Genomic DNA, 15885 nt, shown 5'->3' with positions numbered 1-15885 from the left:
TTTAATACGATTGGCCTGTTATCTTTTTAATTAACAGGAGTATTATATTATATCGTTGTTATACGATTATTATCACTATTTATTACACTGATTTATGTCATGTTTGACTCGGTTTAGGTTAAAAGGTGAGTTTAGTCATTTTTTAATTTCAAAAGTGTGGCAAAATTTACCTATCTGAATTCAAGAATTACTCCCTGGGAAATCCAAATATTGTTATTGACTACAGTCGGTACTACGCAGCTATATGCTTTTTGGTTCCGATAAATAGCAACTTTTTCAGAAACTAACTAAAAGGAAATCTACAATGATGAATAAATTAATTGCAAGAACTTTACCTTATTTCCCGAAGAAATTCGTTTGGATTTTTTCGAAAAAGTACATTGCAGGCGAGACGATTGATGAAGCGATTAGAGCTTCAAGGCAGTTGAACGATAATGGTATGTTGATAACTGTCGACTTGTTGGGGGAATTTATAACAAACCTTGATCAGGCTAAACAGAACAAGGATGAATACCTTCAGATCATTGAACGCTTTGAAAAGGATAAAATTGATGGTAATTATTCTTTAAAACCAACCAGCTTTGGTTTATTGCTCGATAAGGAAATTTGCTATCAATACATTCGTGAGATCGTTGAAAAAGCAGCATCATACGGTAATTTTGTGCGTGTAGATATGGAAGACTCCAAATGTGTGGACCTGGAGATTGAATTATTCCGTAAGTTAAAGGCCGAGTTTCCTAAGAATGTTGGATTGGTATTCCAAGCCTACCTTAAACGTACAATGCCTGATCTGGAAAACTTAATGGATATTCATTCGGATGAAACGCCGATTAATTACCGCTTGTGTAAAGGAATATATGTTGAACCTAAGGAAATTGCATATAAGGATTACCATGAGGTAAATGAGCATTACCTGAAAGATCTGGAGTACCTGTTAAAGAATAAAGTATATGTGGGTATAGCTACGCACGACCGTCCGCTGGTTGAGGGTGCTATCAGGATCATTGAAGAAAATAATATTCCAAACGAGCAGTTTGAATTCCAGATGTTATATGGTGTAACTCCTGAGTTACGTAAAGAAATAATGAATAAAGGTTATAAGATGCGTGTTTATGTACCTTATGGTAAAGATTGGTTTGGTTATAGTACACGCCGCTTAAAAGAAAATCCTAAAATGGCTAATCACATTATTAAGTCATTGTTTATTAAAGGCTAAATAAGAATTGTTATTGAATAGTTAAATGGCATCCCGGAATGATGGGGTGTCATTTTTTTTTTTTGGGATTTTCTATCATATATTTTACCATATGGAACAACCGTTGTGCTTATGCATTTATTTAAATCATAAATGAAGTTTTTACTGATATAATACCTCAAGGTCGATAGCTATCCTGCACATTCCAACGTATTATTTCCTTGTATATATTTTTAGGAATCAATATGAATTTCGTTCGATGTTCGTTCAATGTTCGTTCAATGTTCGTTCAATGTTCGTTCAATGAATATTGAATAAAGAATGACTATACAATGAGTAATGAATCATGTAATTCCAAAATAATATATGAGTAGGGCCAATCAATGCTTCCACCCTTATGTCTGATGAAGCTTTCCTGTCTTTCAAGCCACTTTTCTCCCGTTAAAAAAAGAATGTCATTATAATTTACATCGTCTAGGTATAGATGATATCCTTAAATCAGCTCTGGAGTAATCCTTTTAATCCTTTCCTCTGATGATCATTGGGGCGTAGTTTTATAATAGATAATGGAGATCATCTTCGATTTAAATCCCGCACATGTAAAGATATGAGCCTGCCATCTGTAACTGATTAATAAAATCAGAAAGAATTAATGATTAAAAATCAGAATGTTAATAAATAAAAGAAGTTTGTTTACAGTCTGAAGATATTCAATTTGTTATAAAAAAAGGTTTGAAACAATCCCCGCCCCAGCATAAAACAGTTCATGGCCAGCCACAGGGCATGATTGCCAATGTCTGCTTTAAGCGCATAAAACAAGCTAAAGAATACGACTGTGGCCAGTAGCATTGTGTTTCGCATCAGGCGCGACGCTGTTGCTCCAATGTATATACCATCCCAAATAAATGACGAAAAACCTGTAATTGGCAATATAATGAGCCATGGTAAATAGGTTCCGGCAACTTCAATAACGTCTGCCTGGTTAGTGAATAAGAGTAGAATTTGCTTCCCAAGACCACCGTATATGCCAACAAACAGCAGTGCAAAGCCTGCTCCCCAGCCAAATAAGTAGCGAACCGTCCGCCTGACTTCTGTAATGTTTTTGCTTCCGGTAAATTTTCCGACCAATGCCTCGGCTGCATAGGCAAAGCCATCCAGAAAATACGAGAACAAGAAAAGGAATTGCAAAAGAGCGCTGTTGGCTGCCAGAATCAAATCGCCGGTGCCTGCTGATTTAGATGTGAAAAAGGTGAACACCACAATGATGCATAGTGTGCGTAGAAAAATATCTCCACTTACATCTAAAAAGCGCAACAGGCCGTTTTTATTCAATATCACCTTAATATTAAACTCCTTTAATATATAGCTGTATCGTTTAAGAAATAAGATAAGAGACAAAATAAATCCGACACCGTTAGCTACAACCGACCCAAGAGCAACACCCTCCACTTTCATGTTCAATAGCTTAACGAAAAAGAAAGAAGACAGGATGTTGACAATATTTATAGTGACAGAGATGACCATGGGGTAAATGGCATTTTGCATGCCCAGGAACCAACCGTTGATAACCATCAGAGAAATGGCCAGTGGGGCAGCCCATATGCGAATGTAAAAATAATCGGCTGCCAGTTGTTTAACCTCAGGGCTCCCTTCCAGGATTTTTAAACTTAAGCCAGCCACTCCTTTTTGCAATAGTAGTAACAGCACTCCGGCACTAAGGGCTAAAAATAAACCTCTAAAGAGCATCATGGCCATTTCATTGGTGTTCTTGCGTCCAAAGGCCTGGGCTGCCAGGCCACTAATGCTCATGCGTAAAAAGGCAAAACCCCAGTAAACAAAATTGAAAATAACGCCCCCAAGTGCTACTGCTCCCATAAATACTGATGAATCCTGATAACCCATCAGATGCATGTCCACCATGCCAAGAAGTGGCACCGTAAGATTGGTTAGAATATTAGGAATTGCCAGTTTAAGGATGTCTTTATTCATGTGTGCGAAATCTGATGACGAAGATAAGCTTATTTGATTAAAATTAAAGCTTTAAATAAATCCCTAATTATTAAGTGTTTTAGGAGGCGTGTAAAATAAAATCACTATAAAAGACAAAAATGTCTTTATTTTATTTGGACTAATTCCAAATAGTTTTTAGTTTTGAATCGTTAATCTGATTTTAATCTAAATAATAGAAGACGAATATGGCTTTTGAATTACCAAAATTACAATATGCTTACGATGCATTAGAACCACATATTGATGCACGTACAATGGAGATACATCACTCAAAACATCATGCAGGTTATACAAATAACTTAAATGCAGCAGTTGAAGGTACCGAATTGGCGGGGAAAAGTATCGAAGATATTTTAGCCAATGTATCACAACAGTCTGTAGCTGTTCGTAATAATGGTGGTGGTTTTTATAACCACAATTTATTTTGGACAGTAATGTCGCCTAATGGAGGCGGACAGCCTGACGGTGAGTTGGCAGCTGCAATTGATAAGGCCTTTGGTTCTTTTGATGCTTTTAAAGAAACATTTAACAAAGCTGCCGCAACGCGATTCGGTTCAGGCTGGGCGTGGCTGGTAAAAAAGGCAGATGGTTCACTTGAAGTTACATCGACTGCTAACCAGGATAATCCATTAATGGATATTGCTGATGTTAAAGGAACACCAATTTTAGGATTGGATGTTTGGGAGCATGCTTATTACTTACACTATCAAAATAGACGTCCTGATTATATTGGTGCGTTCTGGAACGTTATCAATTGGGACGAAGTAACGAGACGTTTTAAAGTTTAGTTTGTTCATTTTGTCTGGGAAAAAAGGGAGCTCAAACGTGAGTTCCCTTTTTATTTTTTATAAAACTGTGTTTTTACACTTTCTGAAAATATTGGATCACAAACAATTTCTGGGTCCAGGCATAAATTTTACACAAACGATAGAGAAGAACTTCACATCTGTCACGCCTCTAAACAGCCATCTGTTTTTATTATATTAGGTTTGGGGTGATTAACTGAAATTTCAGTTTCTCCGTTGATGAAAAATTTAATAATATTATAGCTGTATGTCAGGCTGAAAGCCTGATACATCAAAACTTGGGGCAACGCCCCAAGCACATATATACAATGACAATCCAGGCTGTAGGTCTGGAACATTTATAATACGCTTATCCATAAACTATGGGACAATCATTATCATAATCAACCCAAAAGAACATCATAAGCATTTATCCTATCAAGAGGAGGTTGAGATGTTTTTTAAGGAGTATAACCTGGAATACAAGCCTAAATATTATTGGCGATAGTTTCAGACTTACAGTCTGATAGTTAATTGATTAATCCTGCAAGGGGCGTTGCCCCTTGTTGTGATGTTTTAGGCTTTCAGCCTAAGAAATATCTTAGATACAAGCTGGTGTATTATGCTTATAGAAAAAAGCTGATAACTTCCTTAGTAAGCTCTTTAGTTTAATTCTAATTCGCCAGAAAATTAAACATTTCCAGATTAGACCCAACTTTTGTACGTGATCCAAAAAATTATTGAAATGTTGAAAACATAAAATTGCTATGTTTGTTTAATCCCAAGACAAATATCTAAAACGAACAAATATGAACTTTGAATTACCAAAATTACCGTATGCGCTGGATGCGCTTGAGCCTGTTATTTCCAAAACAACTATGGAATTTCATTATGGGAAACACCATCAGGCCTATGTGAATAACTTGAATAAGCTGGTTAAAGGAACTGAATTTGAAAATGCTGATTTAGAGACGATCGTTAAGAAATCGGAGGGAGGCATTTTTAATAACGGAGCACAGGTGTGGAACCATACTTTCTATTTTATGTCATTTAAACCCAACGGAGGAGGAGAGCCAACAGGTGCTTTAGCCGATGCGATAAAAGCTTCGTTTGGTTCATTTGATAAATTCAAGGAAGAATTTTCTGCTGCCGCTGCCACTTTATTTGGTTCGGGTTGGGCATGGTTAGTGAAAAAAGAAGATGGCTCATTGGAAATAGTTAAAGAAAGCAATGCCGGTAATCCGCTTCGAAATGGATTAACGCCAATATTGACCTGTGACGTATGGGAGCATGCTTATTATTTAGATAAGCAAAATCTTCGTCCTAAGTACATTGAGGAATTCTTCAGTATTTTAGATTGGGATGTGATTTCGTCACGATACTAAAACATTGAAATTATAAGGATTTTAAGCGAGACTTGATGACATTTTTTGTATATTAAGTCTCGCTTTTTTTTACCCTATAAACAATAACTAAAAATCGTTTTTATGCTTAAAGATTTAATTCTTAAAAATCGCAGCTACAGACGTTTCCATCAGGATGAACTGGTGGAGCTGGAGACTTTACATGAGTTGGTTGATTTAGCACGTTTGTCGCCGTCTGCACGTAATGCCCAACCTCTAAAATATTTCTTATCTAATTCACCTGAACTTAATGATAAGATTTTTCCACATCTGTCATGGGCTGGTTATCTGAAAGACTGGCCAGGACCAGAAAAAGGAGAACAGCCGGCAGCTTATATCATCTTACTGAATGACACCGAAATATCGGCCAATTATTTTTGTGATGATGGTATTGCTTCGCAAAGCATTCTGCTTGGTGCTGTTGAAAAAGGTCTGGGAGGTTGTATTATCGGGTCGTTAAATCGTCTGCAGCTTCAGCGCGAATTACGCCTGTCTGACAACTTAAAAATTGTTCACATCATCGCTTTGGGGAAACCAAAGGAGGAAGTGCAGGTAGAAGAAATGAAAGAAGATAATATTAAGTACTGGCGTGATGTGCAGCAAGTACACCATGTTCCTAAAAGGGACTTAAAAGATATTATTGTTTAAACCCTTTAGTATATGTTGAAGCCCGGCTTATTTTGAGCCGGGCTTTTTAATGGATATTCACACATGATTATTCATTCAACTAAAAGCCATCTTGGTTTGTTGTATAGTTATTGTATTAGTCCATCCTAATTTTCAATGCTATGAATAGAAGCCAGTTATTTATCTCCATTTTTCTCTGCTGCCTGCCTCAGTTGATTTTTTCGCAAGTAAATAATCAGGATTCAATACGGGTAACCGGCGTCGTCTTTGAGCAAGATAGCCTTAATGTTTTACCTTATTCGAGGTTTAACCTCGATGCTACCAATTTTTCTTCAGATGAAAAAGGGCAGTTTTCATTTTGGGCAGAGCAGGGTGAAATTGTTCGCTTCTCGCACGTTGGTTACAAAGACACCTACATTCAGGTAAATGATTCACTCAAGCATAAAAATTACATGTTGGGTGTATTTCTTACCCGTGATACTGTGCTGATAAGCGAGGTAATTGTGATGCCACGTTATGAGAACCTGTCATTAAAGGCAAAGACAATGCCTTTGATCATTACCCCCGAACAGGCCTATGCAACCAATAATGTACGTGCCTCGACCTACCAGGCACTGACGCAGACGCCGATAAAAATGGATGCTGAAATGAATCATCGTATGGTGTTGCAGGAACGAACATGGAGTACTGTATACAAGACGCAGATTCCACCTGGAAAATCAATTGGAATCACATCAGATAACATGGCTTTGATGCGCTTGTTTGTACCTCCTACAGAACAAAAGGTTAAGGAAATTACTGTTCAGCCTCTCAACAGGAATGAGCTGGATTTATTACTCAGGATATATGAACAACAGCATGACATGTCAAAGGAGCAACCTTAAAACATGATAAGTAAGGCATAAAATCAGATAAATATCAGTAATATATTAAAAGAAAATAAGCACTTTTGTGGCTTGCAAAAGATTGTACTATCAAACGCACAACAATGGAATTTACTTTAAATGGAAATAAAGGATACGCCAAGGTGGAATCGTATGATGATGAAACAACAGAGCAATTATCCGAACACTATCATAAAATATTAGGTGCACTGGGAGAGGACCCTTCGCGCGAAGGACTTGAGAAAACGCCTCTTCGTGTTGCAAAAGCCATGCAATTTTTGACGCAAGGTTATCATATGGATCCTGAAGAGATTATTAAATCGGCCATGTTTCGGGAGGATTACCAGCAGATGGTGGTTGTTAAGGATATTGAATTATACTCAATGTGTGAGCACCATATGTTACCGTTTTTTGGGAAGGCACATGTGGCATATATTCCTCGTCATCACATTACCGGCTTAAGTAAACTGGCGCGCGTTGTTGAAGCTTTTGCACGTCGATTACAGGTTCAGGAACGCTTAACGACACAAATCAAAGAGTGTATCCAAAATACCCTTAATCCCCTTGGTGTAGCAGTGGTTATTGAAGCGCAACATATGTGTATGCAGATGCGTGGGGTGCAGAAACAACACTCTGTTACAACGACTTCTGATTTTACGGGTGCCTTCCAGAAGAACCTGGCAACACGTGAGGAATTCATGAAAATTATTAGTTCAAGATTACATTAGTAAGCTTGCTGAGAATATACAGAAGCTGTCTCAAAAGTGCTGTTGAGACAGCTTTTTTTGTGCTTATAGTTGCGGTTTAAAAAGATATTAAGATTGTTGAGTGGTGAAGTCTTGATAAACTGATCCGATTTATTTTTAATGCGAACGGCTTCAAATGAGCGTGTCTGTTTGTCATCAATGTTGTGGGAAATGACAGGAAATAAAAGGGGCCTGCTTCATAATGAAACAAGCCCACTTTCAATTTTATAATCAATATTAGAAAAATAAGACTGCACCCAATTGCAGATATTCAGTTTTAGAATCATAATCATCCACCATGTCCACCAATCCCCAGGTGTATTTGGCTTCAACGCCGAGCATTAAAAACTTAACGCCAACACCAAGGTGAGCTCCGGCATCAAAGGTCGAGATATCACTCACACCCACGTCCTCTCCAAGAAAGGTGTAATCACCACCCAGCTTAACAGCCCCATTCAAGCCTGCTAATCCGTACACAGGACCAACTTTTACCCTTAGGGATACAGGAATACTTAGATAGTGAAGTTTTAATTCAGTGTTTAAATTCAGGTCTGAATTGGCCTCACCATTGATTTGATAATACTCAATACCAGAGTCTAGCTTTAAAAGGCTGACACCGATGTTATTACTCTTAAAAACTCCCACATAGAAACCGTTTGATGACTCATCCAATTCCTGGTTTCCGATTGAAATAAAACTACTTTGCCAGCCTGCTCTGATACCTCTGCCGTCAGTTCCATCTCCACTGGCGTGTACATTCGAAACCAGGCCAAGCATAGCTATTGCCATGCAAATTCCTAATACGCTTTTCATAGTTACTAAATTAAGTTGATATAAAATTCTATGTAATTTAAGTAATGTAAAGTAGAAAGTAAAGCCATTATTCATGTTTGCAGGAACTTAATTACTAGCCTGATACGTATTGAAGGGGTAAATAAAAAGCCGGCTTCCTAAAATGGGAGCCGGCTTGCATAGATTTGAATATTTGATTGAATTAGAATTCCATGTTTTACATTCCAAACAGCTTAAATCCAACTGAAAATGTTAATACGTCAGTTTTTTGTCCCAGGTTAAAATCGGCCAGGTCAGAGATGTCAGATAATCCCCACTCATAGCGTACATCGGCAGTTAAACGCCAGAATTCAATTCCTCCACCAGCTTGAAACGTCCAGTTGGTATTTTTGAATTCATCAAGCTCAGGAATATCAGTCTCTGTTTTAGCTATGAAAGAAGCCACAGGTCCGGCGATTCCATATACTTTGAAGGCTTTTAAATCCAGAACTTGAAGATTGGCTAATAATGGGATATCCCATGTGTGAAAAACACTCTCATTGTTAATGACAGGTGAAAATTCATCAGAAATAGATATCTCAGATGATTTCTTTGTATAATAGATCTCAGGCTGAAAAGAAAGAGAACCCAATAGTCTTAGTTTACCATATGCTCCAATCAGATAACCGTTATTAGCTTCATTCTTAATTGTTGTTCCATCCGGAATATCGCTAAGGTTTATTTTCGTTGAGTTAAATCCCGCTTTTAAGCCAAGGGCAAAACGATCTTGTGCAAAAGTAGAAATGCTTAACAATGCAATTGCAGTAAGTAATACAACCTTTTTCATGTTATAGGTGTTTCGTTAATAATCTGTTTTTACAAAAGTATGACAGATATGGCAAGCAATGCACTTACTAAATTGCCTGGTGAAGTTTGCCTTTGCAAAATGGCAAAGGCAATAAAAGCTAAACTATCAAATACTTATAATATGAGAAAGATTATTGTTTTTTGTGTAGTATTATTTTCAGGACTTGTGAGTTTGAGTGCACAGGAGGGTATTCAGGTTAATGAGAAAGCGCCCGGTTTTGTTGCAAATGATCAGCATGGTAACAGGGTTGACCTGGCCAAAGAACTGGAAGCCCATTCTGTTGTACTGGTGTTCTATCGCGGGCAATGGTGCCCCTACTGTAACCGTCATATGTCTGCCTTGCAGGATTCACTGCAAATGATTACAGATAAAGGAGCAAGGGTAATAGCTATAACACCGGAGAAGAATGAAGAGATTGAAAAAACCATTGATAAATCCAATGCGTCATTTTCTGTTATATATGATGAAGGGCATCAAATAATGGATGCTTACGATGTAACATTTACCATGAGTAAAACCAAGTTTACAGCTTATAAAACATATGGAATTGATATTAACAAGGCAAGCGGAAATACAGACAGGGCACTGCCTGTGCCTGCAACATACATAATCGGTAAAGACGGCTACGTTTCAAACAGACATTTCGATAAAAATTATAAAACACGAATGAGTGTGAAAGATATCCTGCGAAGTTTGTAGTTTATGGCGTGCTGATAATTGGCTTGTTGTAAGTCTCCAATACCAGGTAGTTACTGTCATCAATATAGAGTGTTAACTTACTGTCGTCCCCTCCATCATAGCTCTCTACTTTTCGCAGAAGTGTCAGGATGTACTCATCCCATTCTGTTTCGCAGCAGGCGGAAGAGCAATTGGTACGTGTAAATTTAATAGCTCCTTCAGTTGTTGCCTCGTAATTGCCACCACATGATGTATTGGAAAATTCCAGCTTAAATTCGTCCTGTTTTGGGAATGAGATATTGATGGTGCTTATGTTTTCATCATCAGGGAAGGGAAAATCCGGGGCCTCCACTGTTGCCAGGGTATACTCGTTTTTGAAATATTGCTTTTTAGTGATGTAACTGTTGGGATCACAGCTTATAAATAAAAGTACAAGCAATAATGCAGATAGTTTGGTTAGGTGTTTTCGCATGTCAGGTTTTTACTTTTAGTAGACAAGTGCAAATATAAAAGGTTGCTTAGACAAAGTAAATATTTATTTGCCTTGTGGTATAAAGCTCAGTTTTATTTTTACCGTATCCTCAACCGGGAATCCCTTTTTGGTGGCCGGCTGCCATTTTGCGCCATTACGAATAGCGCGGATTGTTTCAATAGCAAAGGCATCACCCGGGCTTCGTTTGAGCTCAATATTCTTTATTTCGCCACGCTGATTGATGGTTATAATGGCTGTTATTTGTTCTTTTTTACCGCTTCCTTTGGCTGGATAGCGTAACGAAGCTTCAATATCACTGATGTATTTTTCAAGTCCGCCCTCCGGTTCGGCATGTATAAACTCTTTGATACGACGTTTTTCTTCTTCGCTGGATTGTACAGTAACGACTTCGCTGAGTGCCATAAAGTCTTCCTGTAGCATGAAATTGACCGAATCAGCTTTCGGTGAGTTTGATTCTTGTGAAACATAGCCTATATAAAATGCATCAATAGGCCTGGATGTATCATTAACCGGAACTTTCATCTGGTAGTTTCCGTCCATGTCGGCTACGGCAGCAACCTGGGTACCTCTGATATTGATGGTTGCACCTGGTAATGGTTCTCTGTTTTTGTCCATCACCTTGCCTTTTACAATTTTAAGTTCATCGGTATCTATTCCGGTTTGCCCCTTAAAAGGTTCGCCTTCAAGAGTACCATAGTTGACAGCCATAACTTCTTCCTCAACTCTACTGGTATTGGTTTCGTATTGAGGTGCTTTGATTGTGAAAGCTTTTGAATCGCGCAGCTGAAAGTTACTTTTGGATTGTAGTTTCGTTGCTTTGGTGCCCGATCTTTTTGCAAGTGCCGGTGCAGGTTCAGTTTCTGAGATTTCGGCTTCCTGATCGATTACTTCGTCTGTGCTAGGAACTGTTTCTTTCTTTTCTGCCAGGACAGGCTCTTCCGCAGTATGTATTTCCTTTATTTCGGGTTCCGATTCTATTTGAGGTTCATGTGTTAACTGGCTGTCAGATACTAATGTTCTTTCATCAGGAACGAATAGCCATAGTGAAATGCTAATGCCGAATAATAGAATAACGGATGCCGCGGCATAAAAAGCAGGGCGTCGCCAGAAAAGAGTAGTTTGCTTACTGAGATTTCTTTTTAGCTTATTCAGGTCGGTATCAAGCCTTGATTTATCAAGCATAGACAGGCCTTCCAGTGCGTCAGCCTCAAAAGGATCATTGAGTAGCTGACGTTCAAAGGCATTGGCTTCTGATCCCGACATTTCATTGTTTAAATACTTTTGAAATTCGGAAGCATCAGTGGTTTTATGTTGTTTCTTTTTACTCACTGTATGACTCGATACAAATTTTCAAATTTCGTTTCCCATTCTGAATATAGCTCTTTACTTTTTTTAGGTCAATATTCAGGTTATCACTAATTTCCTGGTAGCAAAGTTCTTTAAAATAAAACAATTCAATACAAGAGCGCTGATGATCCCTTAGTTTGCTTAAGCATTCCTGGAGGCGCTTGTCCATTTCTTCAGGTTCCCACCCGTCAGTATTAAGATGTATGTTTTGGGTTGATTCCATAAACGACAACTCATTTTTTTCAAATTCTTTTGCTTTTTTGAGTTGCGACTGCTGTTTGCGCAGCTCCATCAGGCAATAATTTTTTGTAACAACATACAGCCAGGGCTTAAATGTTTCAACCTGTTTTTCCAATAGTTCTTTGCCCAGCTTTTCATAAATTTCAATGACGGCGTCCTGGGCGTCATCTTTATTTTTTAAATATTTCAGGCAAACACCATAAATTAAATGCATATAACGTTCAAACAACATCCCCAACAGTTCGATGTTGCCCGATTTTTGAAAAGCATCTAATAATTCTTCATCGCTTTTCTCTTTGTTTTTAAACCACTTAAGTGTCATATGCATTTCTGTAGATTCTAAAAGTAGAAAAAATCTTAAAAAGATTTATGGAATTAGAATATAAGCTGCATCCCATAGGCAAAGTGTTTAACTCAAAAACTTATGAATATGAAAAAGAAAGCTTTATTAGTTATAGCAGTGTTAATGCTGACGGGTTTTGGTATACAAGCACAGGGGTGGACTGTAAGTGGTGTGGTAACAGATGAGCAGGGAGCAGCATTACCAGGGGTGTCTGTTGTAAGTAAAGTTACAAACAATGGTGTCGTAACTGATGTTAAGGGAAATTACACCATTAAGGTTATCGGTGAAAATGATATTTTACGTTTCAACTTTATTGGAATGGTTCCGCGGGATATAGAGGTGAAGAAACAGCGGGTAATAAATGTGACGCTTAAGAATGATGCTTGTGAGATACAGGAAGTCGTTGTAACAGGTTATGGGACTTCGAAGAAAATATCCTTTACAGGTGCAATACGGGGCATCCAAAGTATTAGTCGATCTTCCTCTAAACGAAAAGCGCAAAAGCATCCGGCAGGATACTTTGCGGCCAATCATTATGAGGCGGAGTTTAATACCGAGAACTATGCGTCAGTTAGTGAAAATGGTTATAAACAAGTTACCAAAAGTCCATTATCCACCTTCTCGGTTGATGTTGACAGGGCCTCATATACCAATATTCGCAGGTTTTTAAACAATGGTCAATTACCTCCCAAAGATGCAGTAAGGGTTGAAGAGATGATCAATTATTTTAATTATGACTATACTCAGCCGGAGGGGAAACATCCGTTTTCAGTAAAACCGGAGCTGGCCGAATGTCCCTGGAATGATGAACACTATCTGCTCAAGGTTGGCCTGAAAGGACAAAATATTGAAAAAGATAAGCTTCCCCCATCTAATCTGGTCTTCTTAATCGACGTTTCCGGCTCAATGAGCAGTGCCAATAAACTGCCTTTGTTGAAATCATCATTCCGCTTATTGGTTAACGAATTGCGCCCCGAAGACTATGTGTCTATTGTAGTGTATGCAGGAGCAGCAGGGGTTGTTTTGGAGCCAACATCGGGTAAAAATAAGAAAGATATATTACAAGCTCTTGATCAACTAAATGCAGGTGGTTCAACAGCTGGAGGAGCCGGCTTAAAGCTTGCTTATAAGCTTGCTAAAGAAAATTACCAGGAGCATGCCAATAACCGCATAATTTTGGCTACCGATGGTGATTTCAACGTGGGCGTAAGTTCCAATGGTGCAATGGAAGACCTGGTGGCAAAGGAGCGGGAAAGTGGAATTTTTATGACTGTACTTGGTTTTGGAATGGGTAATTATAAAGATGATCGCATGGAAATCATAGCTGATAAAGGCAATGGTAATTATGCTTACATTGACAATTTACAGGAGGCGCAAAAGACTTTGGTCAGCGAGTTTGGTGGTACTTTATTTACGATTGCCAAGGATGTGAAATTCCAGATAGAGTTTAACCCATCCAAAATATTGGCTTATCGATTAATTGGATATGAAAATCGTTTGTTAAACGATGAGGATTTCAACGACGATAAAAAAGATGCGGGTGAAATTGGTGCCGGGCATACCGTTACTGCGCTATACGAACTTATACCGCTTGGTGCAAAGGATGCTAAGGATTGGGTCAAAACTGTTGATAAGCTAAAATACCAGAAGTCAAAAGAGTTGGATGATGCGGATGCCTCGAATGAATGGCTAACGATAAAGCTGCGGTATAAACAGCCCGATTCATCCAAAAGTATTTTGCTTGAAAAAGCAGTAAGCGGTAAAGTGCAGAAGTTTAACAGTGCAAATGATGATTTTAAATTTGCTGCTTCTGTGGCAGCTTTTGGTATGTTATTGCGTGATTCAGAATATAAAGGTACAGTAGATTATGACTTTGTTAAGGAGCTGGCTTCAGGTGCCCGCGGTAAAGATAAAGATGGCTTTAAAGCTGAAATGGTGCGTTTGATTGAAATAGCGGAATCTTTAAATACCAGGTTTGTAAGTAATAAAGGGCGGTATTAAGCTGAGGTCGTGATTTTATGTCGAAGGCAGGTTGTTAGTAAATGCTTTCCCTGGTTTTACCATTCGGATGGTAGATAAAGTATAGGCACACAGCAGGCACCGAAATAGCTTTGGGAGGTGAGGAATCATTTCTCATCTGCAGCTATTTCAGTGCCTGCTGGTTTTTGTTTTTATCTAAGCTGTAATTGCGTCTGCTGTTTTTTTCAATATTACTTCTCAAGCCCTTGAATACCCGCCATGGCTATATCCTGCCAGTAATTAGGGTACGACTTGGTGATGACCATCGGATCATCAATAACAAGGTTTGAAAATTGAAAGGCTGCCGGCGCGAAAGCCATGGCCATTCGATGATCCTTATAGGTGTCGATAACTATTGGTTCGGTAGTTGAATGATCACATTTGTCACCTTCCCAGCTAAGGTCGTCAACATGGTTGCTGTTTAATACAAAACCCAGTTTTTTAAGTTCGTTAATTAAGGCTGATATGCGATCTGTTTCCTTAATTTTAAGAGTCTGAAGACCGGTGAAGTGAAAAGGTATGTTTAGCAAACAACATGTTACGGCCAGTGTTTGTGCCAGGTCAGGCTCATTAATGAAGTTGTATTTAAACTTCCTTGTTTTGCTTCCCGTATTACTTAAAACTGTTCCTTTTTGCGAAAATTTTGTTTTTACCCCAAGGTGCTCAAACATTTTTTGGACATTGGAGTCGCCCTGTAAACTTATCTTTTTCAGGCCTTGAAGGTTGATGTTTAACTCAGGGTTTAATGCTGCTATTTCGTACCAGTAACTGGCAGCACTCCAGTCTGACTCAGCTGTAACAACTTTAGGTTGATAGTTACCTTCCGGAACAGTGATGGTATTGCCTTTCCAATGGCTTTCAACGCCAAAATCCTTCATTAACGCCAAGGTCATTTCCAGGTAGGGTTTCGATATTATCTCGCCGGTTAACGTTAAGCGTAAACCGTTTTCAATGGTTGGTGCAATCATCAATAAAGCTGAGATATACTGGCTGCTTACATTCCCCGGAAGTTCCAGGTCACCACCTTCAAGGTTACTGCCAAAAATACGTAATGGCGGGTAGCCCTCTTTTTCAATGTATTCTATTTTACCACCCAGCTGGTTCAAGGCATCAACCAGTGTTTTTATTGGTCGCTCTTTCATGCGTGATGAACCTGTAATAACCCATTCGCCAACTATCTTAGATAAAAAAGCCGTTAGGAAACGCATGGATGTTCCGGCAGCCCCTACATCAAATGTGGTGCTGTTCGAATTGAGTACACCCAGCATTGCCTTGGTGTCATCGCTATCGGAAAGGTTCTTGATTTCATATGGACTGTAACTCAACGCATTTAAAAGAAGCAGACGGTTACTGATACTTTTTGACGATGGTAACTGTACTTTGATATTACCACTTGTGATAGTGTGGGCTAATGTATATTGCATGGTGTTGTTTTATTGTTTTAAGCTGATGTGATTCTCTATGGTTGTCAGCGTA

Annotated in this window: 15 protein-coding genes; 8 read left to right on the top strand and 7 right to left on the bottom strand. The window is 38.6% G+C overall.

Annotated elements, in window-relative coordinates; genetic code table 11:
• The first annotated feature begins 304 nt into the window (after positions 1 to 304).
• Positions 305 to 1216 (top strand): proline dehydrogenase family protein, encoded by a 912-nt coding sequence (locus ACRD69_RS01375; protein ID WP_430813262.1) that lies wholly within the window; start codon positions 305 to 307, stop codon positions 1214 to 1216.
• Between the two features lie 672 nt (positions 1217 to 1888).
• Here ACRD69_RS01375 and ACRD69_RS01370 read toward each other — a convergent pair.
• Complete coding sequence (locus tag ACRD69_RS01370) at positions 1889 to 3184, bottom strand: MATE family efflux transporter (protein WP_430813261.1); 1296 nt, start codon at positions 3182 to 3184, stop codon at positions 1889 to 1891.
• A gap of 206 nt (positions 3185 to 3390) precedes the next feature.
• On the opposite strand from ACRD69_RS01370, the gene ACRD69_RS01365 reads away from it, so the two are divergent.
• The 5 genes from ACRD69_RS01365 (at position 3391) to folE (ending at position 7632) form a co-directional block, all read left to right on the top strand.
• Positions 3391 to 3993, top strand: a complete 603-nt coding sequence (locus ACRD69_RS01365; RefSeq protein ID WP_430813260.1) for a superoxide dismutase — start codon at positions 3391 to 3393, stop codon at positions 3991 to 3993.
• Positions 3994 to 4799: 806 nt separating this feature from the next.
• Entirely contained in the window at positions 4800 to 5375 is a 576-nt protein-coding gene (locus ACRD69_RS01360) for a superoxide dismutase (RefSeq protein ID WP_430813259.1), read from the top strand.
• A 102-nt stretch (positions 5376 to 5477) separates the two neighbouring features.
• On the top strand, positions 5478 to 6041 hold the full coding sequence (locus tag ACRD69_RS01355; protein WP_430813258.1) for a nitroreductase family protein: 564 nt from the start codon (positions 5478 to 5480) through the stop codon (positions 6039 to 6041).
• Positions 6042 to 6181: 140 nt separating this feature from the next.
• Positions 6182 to 6904: a peptidase associated/transthyretin-like domain-containing protein gene (locus tag ACRD69_RS01350; RefSeq protein WP_430813257.1), complete on the top strand. Its 723-nt coding sequence runs from the start codon at positions 6182 to 6184 to the stop codon at positions 6902 to 6904.
• A 104-nt stretch (positions 6905 to 7008) separates the two neighbouring features.
• On the top strand, positions 7009 to 7632 hold the full coding sequence (folE, locus tag ACRD69_RS01345) for a GTP cyclohydrolase I FolE (RefSeq protein ID WP_430813256.1): 624 nt from the start codon (positions 7009 to 7011) through the stop codon (positions 7630 to 7632).
• A gap of 255 nt (positions 7633 to 7887) precedes the next feature.
• Here folE and ACRD69_RS01340 read toward each other — a convergent pair whose 3' ends face one another.
• Positions 7888 to 8463 carry an outer membrane beta-barrel protein gene (locus tag ACRD69_RS01340; protein WP_430813255.1) on the bottom strand — a complete coding sequence of 192 codons (576 nt, stop codon included), beginning with the start codon at positions 8461 to 8463 and terminating at the stop codon, positions 7888 to 7890.
• Between the two features lie 196 nt (positions 8464 to 8659).
• The gene (locus tag ACRD69_RS01335; protein ID WP_430813254.1) at positions 8660 to 9268 is read right to left on the bottom strand and encodes a porin family protein; all 609 of its coding nucleotides are present in this window, start codon (positions 9266 to 9268) and stop codon (positions 8660 to 8662) included.
• 141 nt (positions 9269 to 9409) lie between these two features.
• Here ACRD69_RS01335 and ACRD69_RS01330 point away from each other — a divergent pair, with 141 nt between their 5' ends.
• On the top strand, positions 9410 to 9988 hold the full coding sequence (locus ACRD69_RS01330) for a peroxiredoxin-like family protein (protein ID WP_430813253.1): 579 nt from the start codon (positions 9410 to 9412) through the stop codon (positions 9986 to 9988).
• A 1-nt stretch (position 9989) separates the two neighbouring features.
• Here ACRD69_RS01330 and ACRD69_RS01325 read toward each other — a convergent pair whose 3' ends face one another.
• The 3 genes from ACRD69_RS01325 to ACRD69_RS01315 all read right to left on the bottom strand — a co-directional run bounded on the left by ACRD69_RS01325 (position 9990) and on the right by ACRD69_RS01315 (position 12375).
• Complete coding sequence (locus tag ACRD69_RS01325) at positions 9990 to 10439, bottom strand: hypothetical protein (RefSeq protein WP_430813252.1); 450 nt, start codon at positions 10437 to 10439, stop codon at positions 9990 to 9992.
• Between the two features lie 63 nt (positions 10440 to 10502).
• A complete protein-coding gene (locus tag ACRD69_RS01320; RefSeq protein WP_430813251.1) occupies positions 10503 to 11789 on the bottom strand; it encodes an energy transducer TonB in 1287 nt (428 codons plus the stop codon).
• Positions 11782 to 12375 carry an RNA polymerase sigma factor gene (locus ACRD69_RS01315; RefSeq protein ID WP_430813250.1) on the bottom strand — a complete coding sequence of 198 codons (594 nt, stop codon included), beginning with the start codon at positions 12373 to 12375 and terminating at the stop codon, positions 11782 to 11784. The genes ACRD69_RS01320 and ACRD69_RS01315 overlap by 8 nt, the downstream gene beginning before the upstream one ends.
• Positions 12376 to 12477: 102 nt before the next feature.
• Here ACRD69_RS01315 and ACRD69_RS01310 point away from each other — a divergent pair, with 102 nt between their 5' ends.
• Positions 12478 to 14391 (top strand): vWA domain-containing protein, encoded by a 1914-nt coding sequence (locus tag ACRD69_RS01310; RefSeq protein WP_430813249.1) that lies wholly within the window; start codon positions 12478 to 12480, stop codon positions 14389 to 14391.
• Positions 14392 to 14600: 209 nt separating this feature from the next.
• Here the strand turns inward: ACRD69_RS01310 and ACRD69_RS01305 are convergent, their stop codons facing one another.
• Entirely contained in the window at positions 14601 to 15833 is a 1233-nt protein-coding gene (locus ACRD69_RS01305; protein WP_430813248.1) for a 3-phosphoshikimate 1-carboxyvinyltransferase, read from the bottom strand.
• Positions 15834 to 15885: the final 52 nt, after the last annotated feature.

Source organism: Carboxylicivirga agarovorans (assembly GCF_050589845.1).
Classification (GTDB): Bacteria; Bacteroidota; Bacteroidia; order Bacteroidales; family Marinilabiliaceae; genus Carboxylicivirga; species Carboxylicivirga agarovorans.
This window is presented reverse-complemented; position numbering and strand designations above follow the sequence as displayed.

What these genes read in the sequence shown, in the direction of transcription:
- ACRD69_RS01375 (WP_430813262.1), top strand. Translation starts at nt 305, where the DNA reads ATGATGAATAAATTAATTGCAAGAACTTTACCTTATTTCCCGAAGAAA.
- ACRD69_RS01370 (WP_430813261.1), bottom strand. Translation starts at nt 3,184, where the DNA reads ATGAATAAAGACATCCTTAAACTGGCAATTCCTAATATTCTAACCAAT.
- ACRD69_RS01365 (WP_430813260.1), top strand. Translation starts at nt 3,391, where the DNA reads ATGGCTTTTGAATTACCAAAATTACAATATGCTTACGATGCATTAGAA.
- ACRD69_RS01360 (WP_430813259.1), top strand. Translation starts at nt 4,800, where the DNA reads ATGAACTTTGAATTACCAAAATTACCGTATGCGCTGGATGCGCTTGAG.
- ACRD69_RS01355 (WP_430813258.1), top strand. Translation starts at nt 5,478, where the DNA reads ATGCTTAAAGATTTAATTCTTAAAAATCGCAGCTACAGACGTTTCCAT.
- ACRD69_RS01350 (WP_430813257.1), top strand. Translation starts at nt 6,182, where the DNA reads ATGAATAGAAGCCAGTTATTTATCTCCATTTTTCTCTGCTGCCTGCCT.
- folE (WP_430813256.1), top strand. Translation starts at nt 7,009, where the DNA reads ATGGAATTTACTTTAAATGGAAATAAAGGATACGCCAAGGTGGAATCG.
- ACRD69_RS01340 (WP_430813255.1), bottom strand. Translation starts at nt 8,463, where the DNA reads ATGAAAAGCGTATTAGGAATTTGCATGGCAATAGCTATGCTTGGCCTG.
- ACRD69_RS01335 (WP_430813254.1), bottom strand. Translation starts at nt 9,268, where the DNA reads ATGAAAAAGGTTGTATTACTTACTGCAATTGCATTGTTAAGCATTTCT.
- ACRD69_RS01330 (WP_430813253.1), top strand. Translation starts at nt 9,410, where the DNA reads ATGAGAAAGATTATTGTTTTTTGTGTAGTATTATTTTCAGGACTTGTG.
- ACRD69_RS01325 (WP_430813252.1), bottom strand. Translation starts at nt 10,439, where the DNA reads ATGCGAAAACACCTAACCAAACTATCTGCATTATTGCTTGTACTTTTA.
- ACRD69_RS01315 (WP_430813250.1), bottom strand. Translation starts at nt 12,375, where the DNA reads ATGCATATGACACTTAAGTGGTTTAAAAACAAAGAGAAAAGCGATGAA.
- ACRD69_RS01310 (WP_430813249.1), top strand. Translation starts at nt 12,478, where the DNA reads ATGAAAAAGAAAGCTTTATTAGTTATAGCAGTGTTAATGCTGACGGGT.
- ACRD69_RS01305 (WP_430813248.1), bottom strand. Translation starts at nt 15,833, where the DNA reads ATGCAATATACATTAGCCCACACTATCACAAGTGGTAATATCAAAGTA.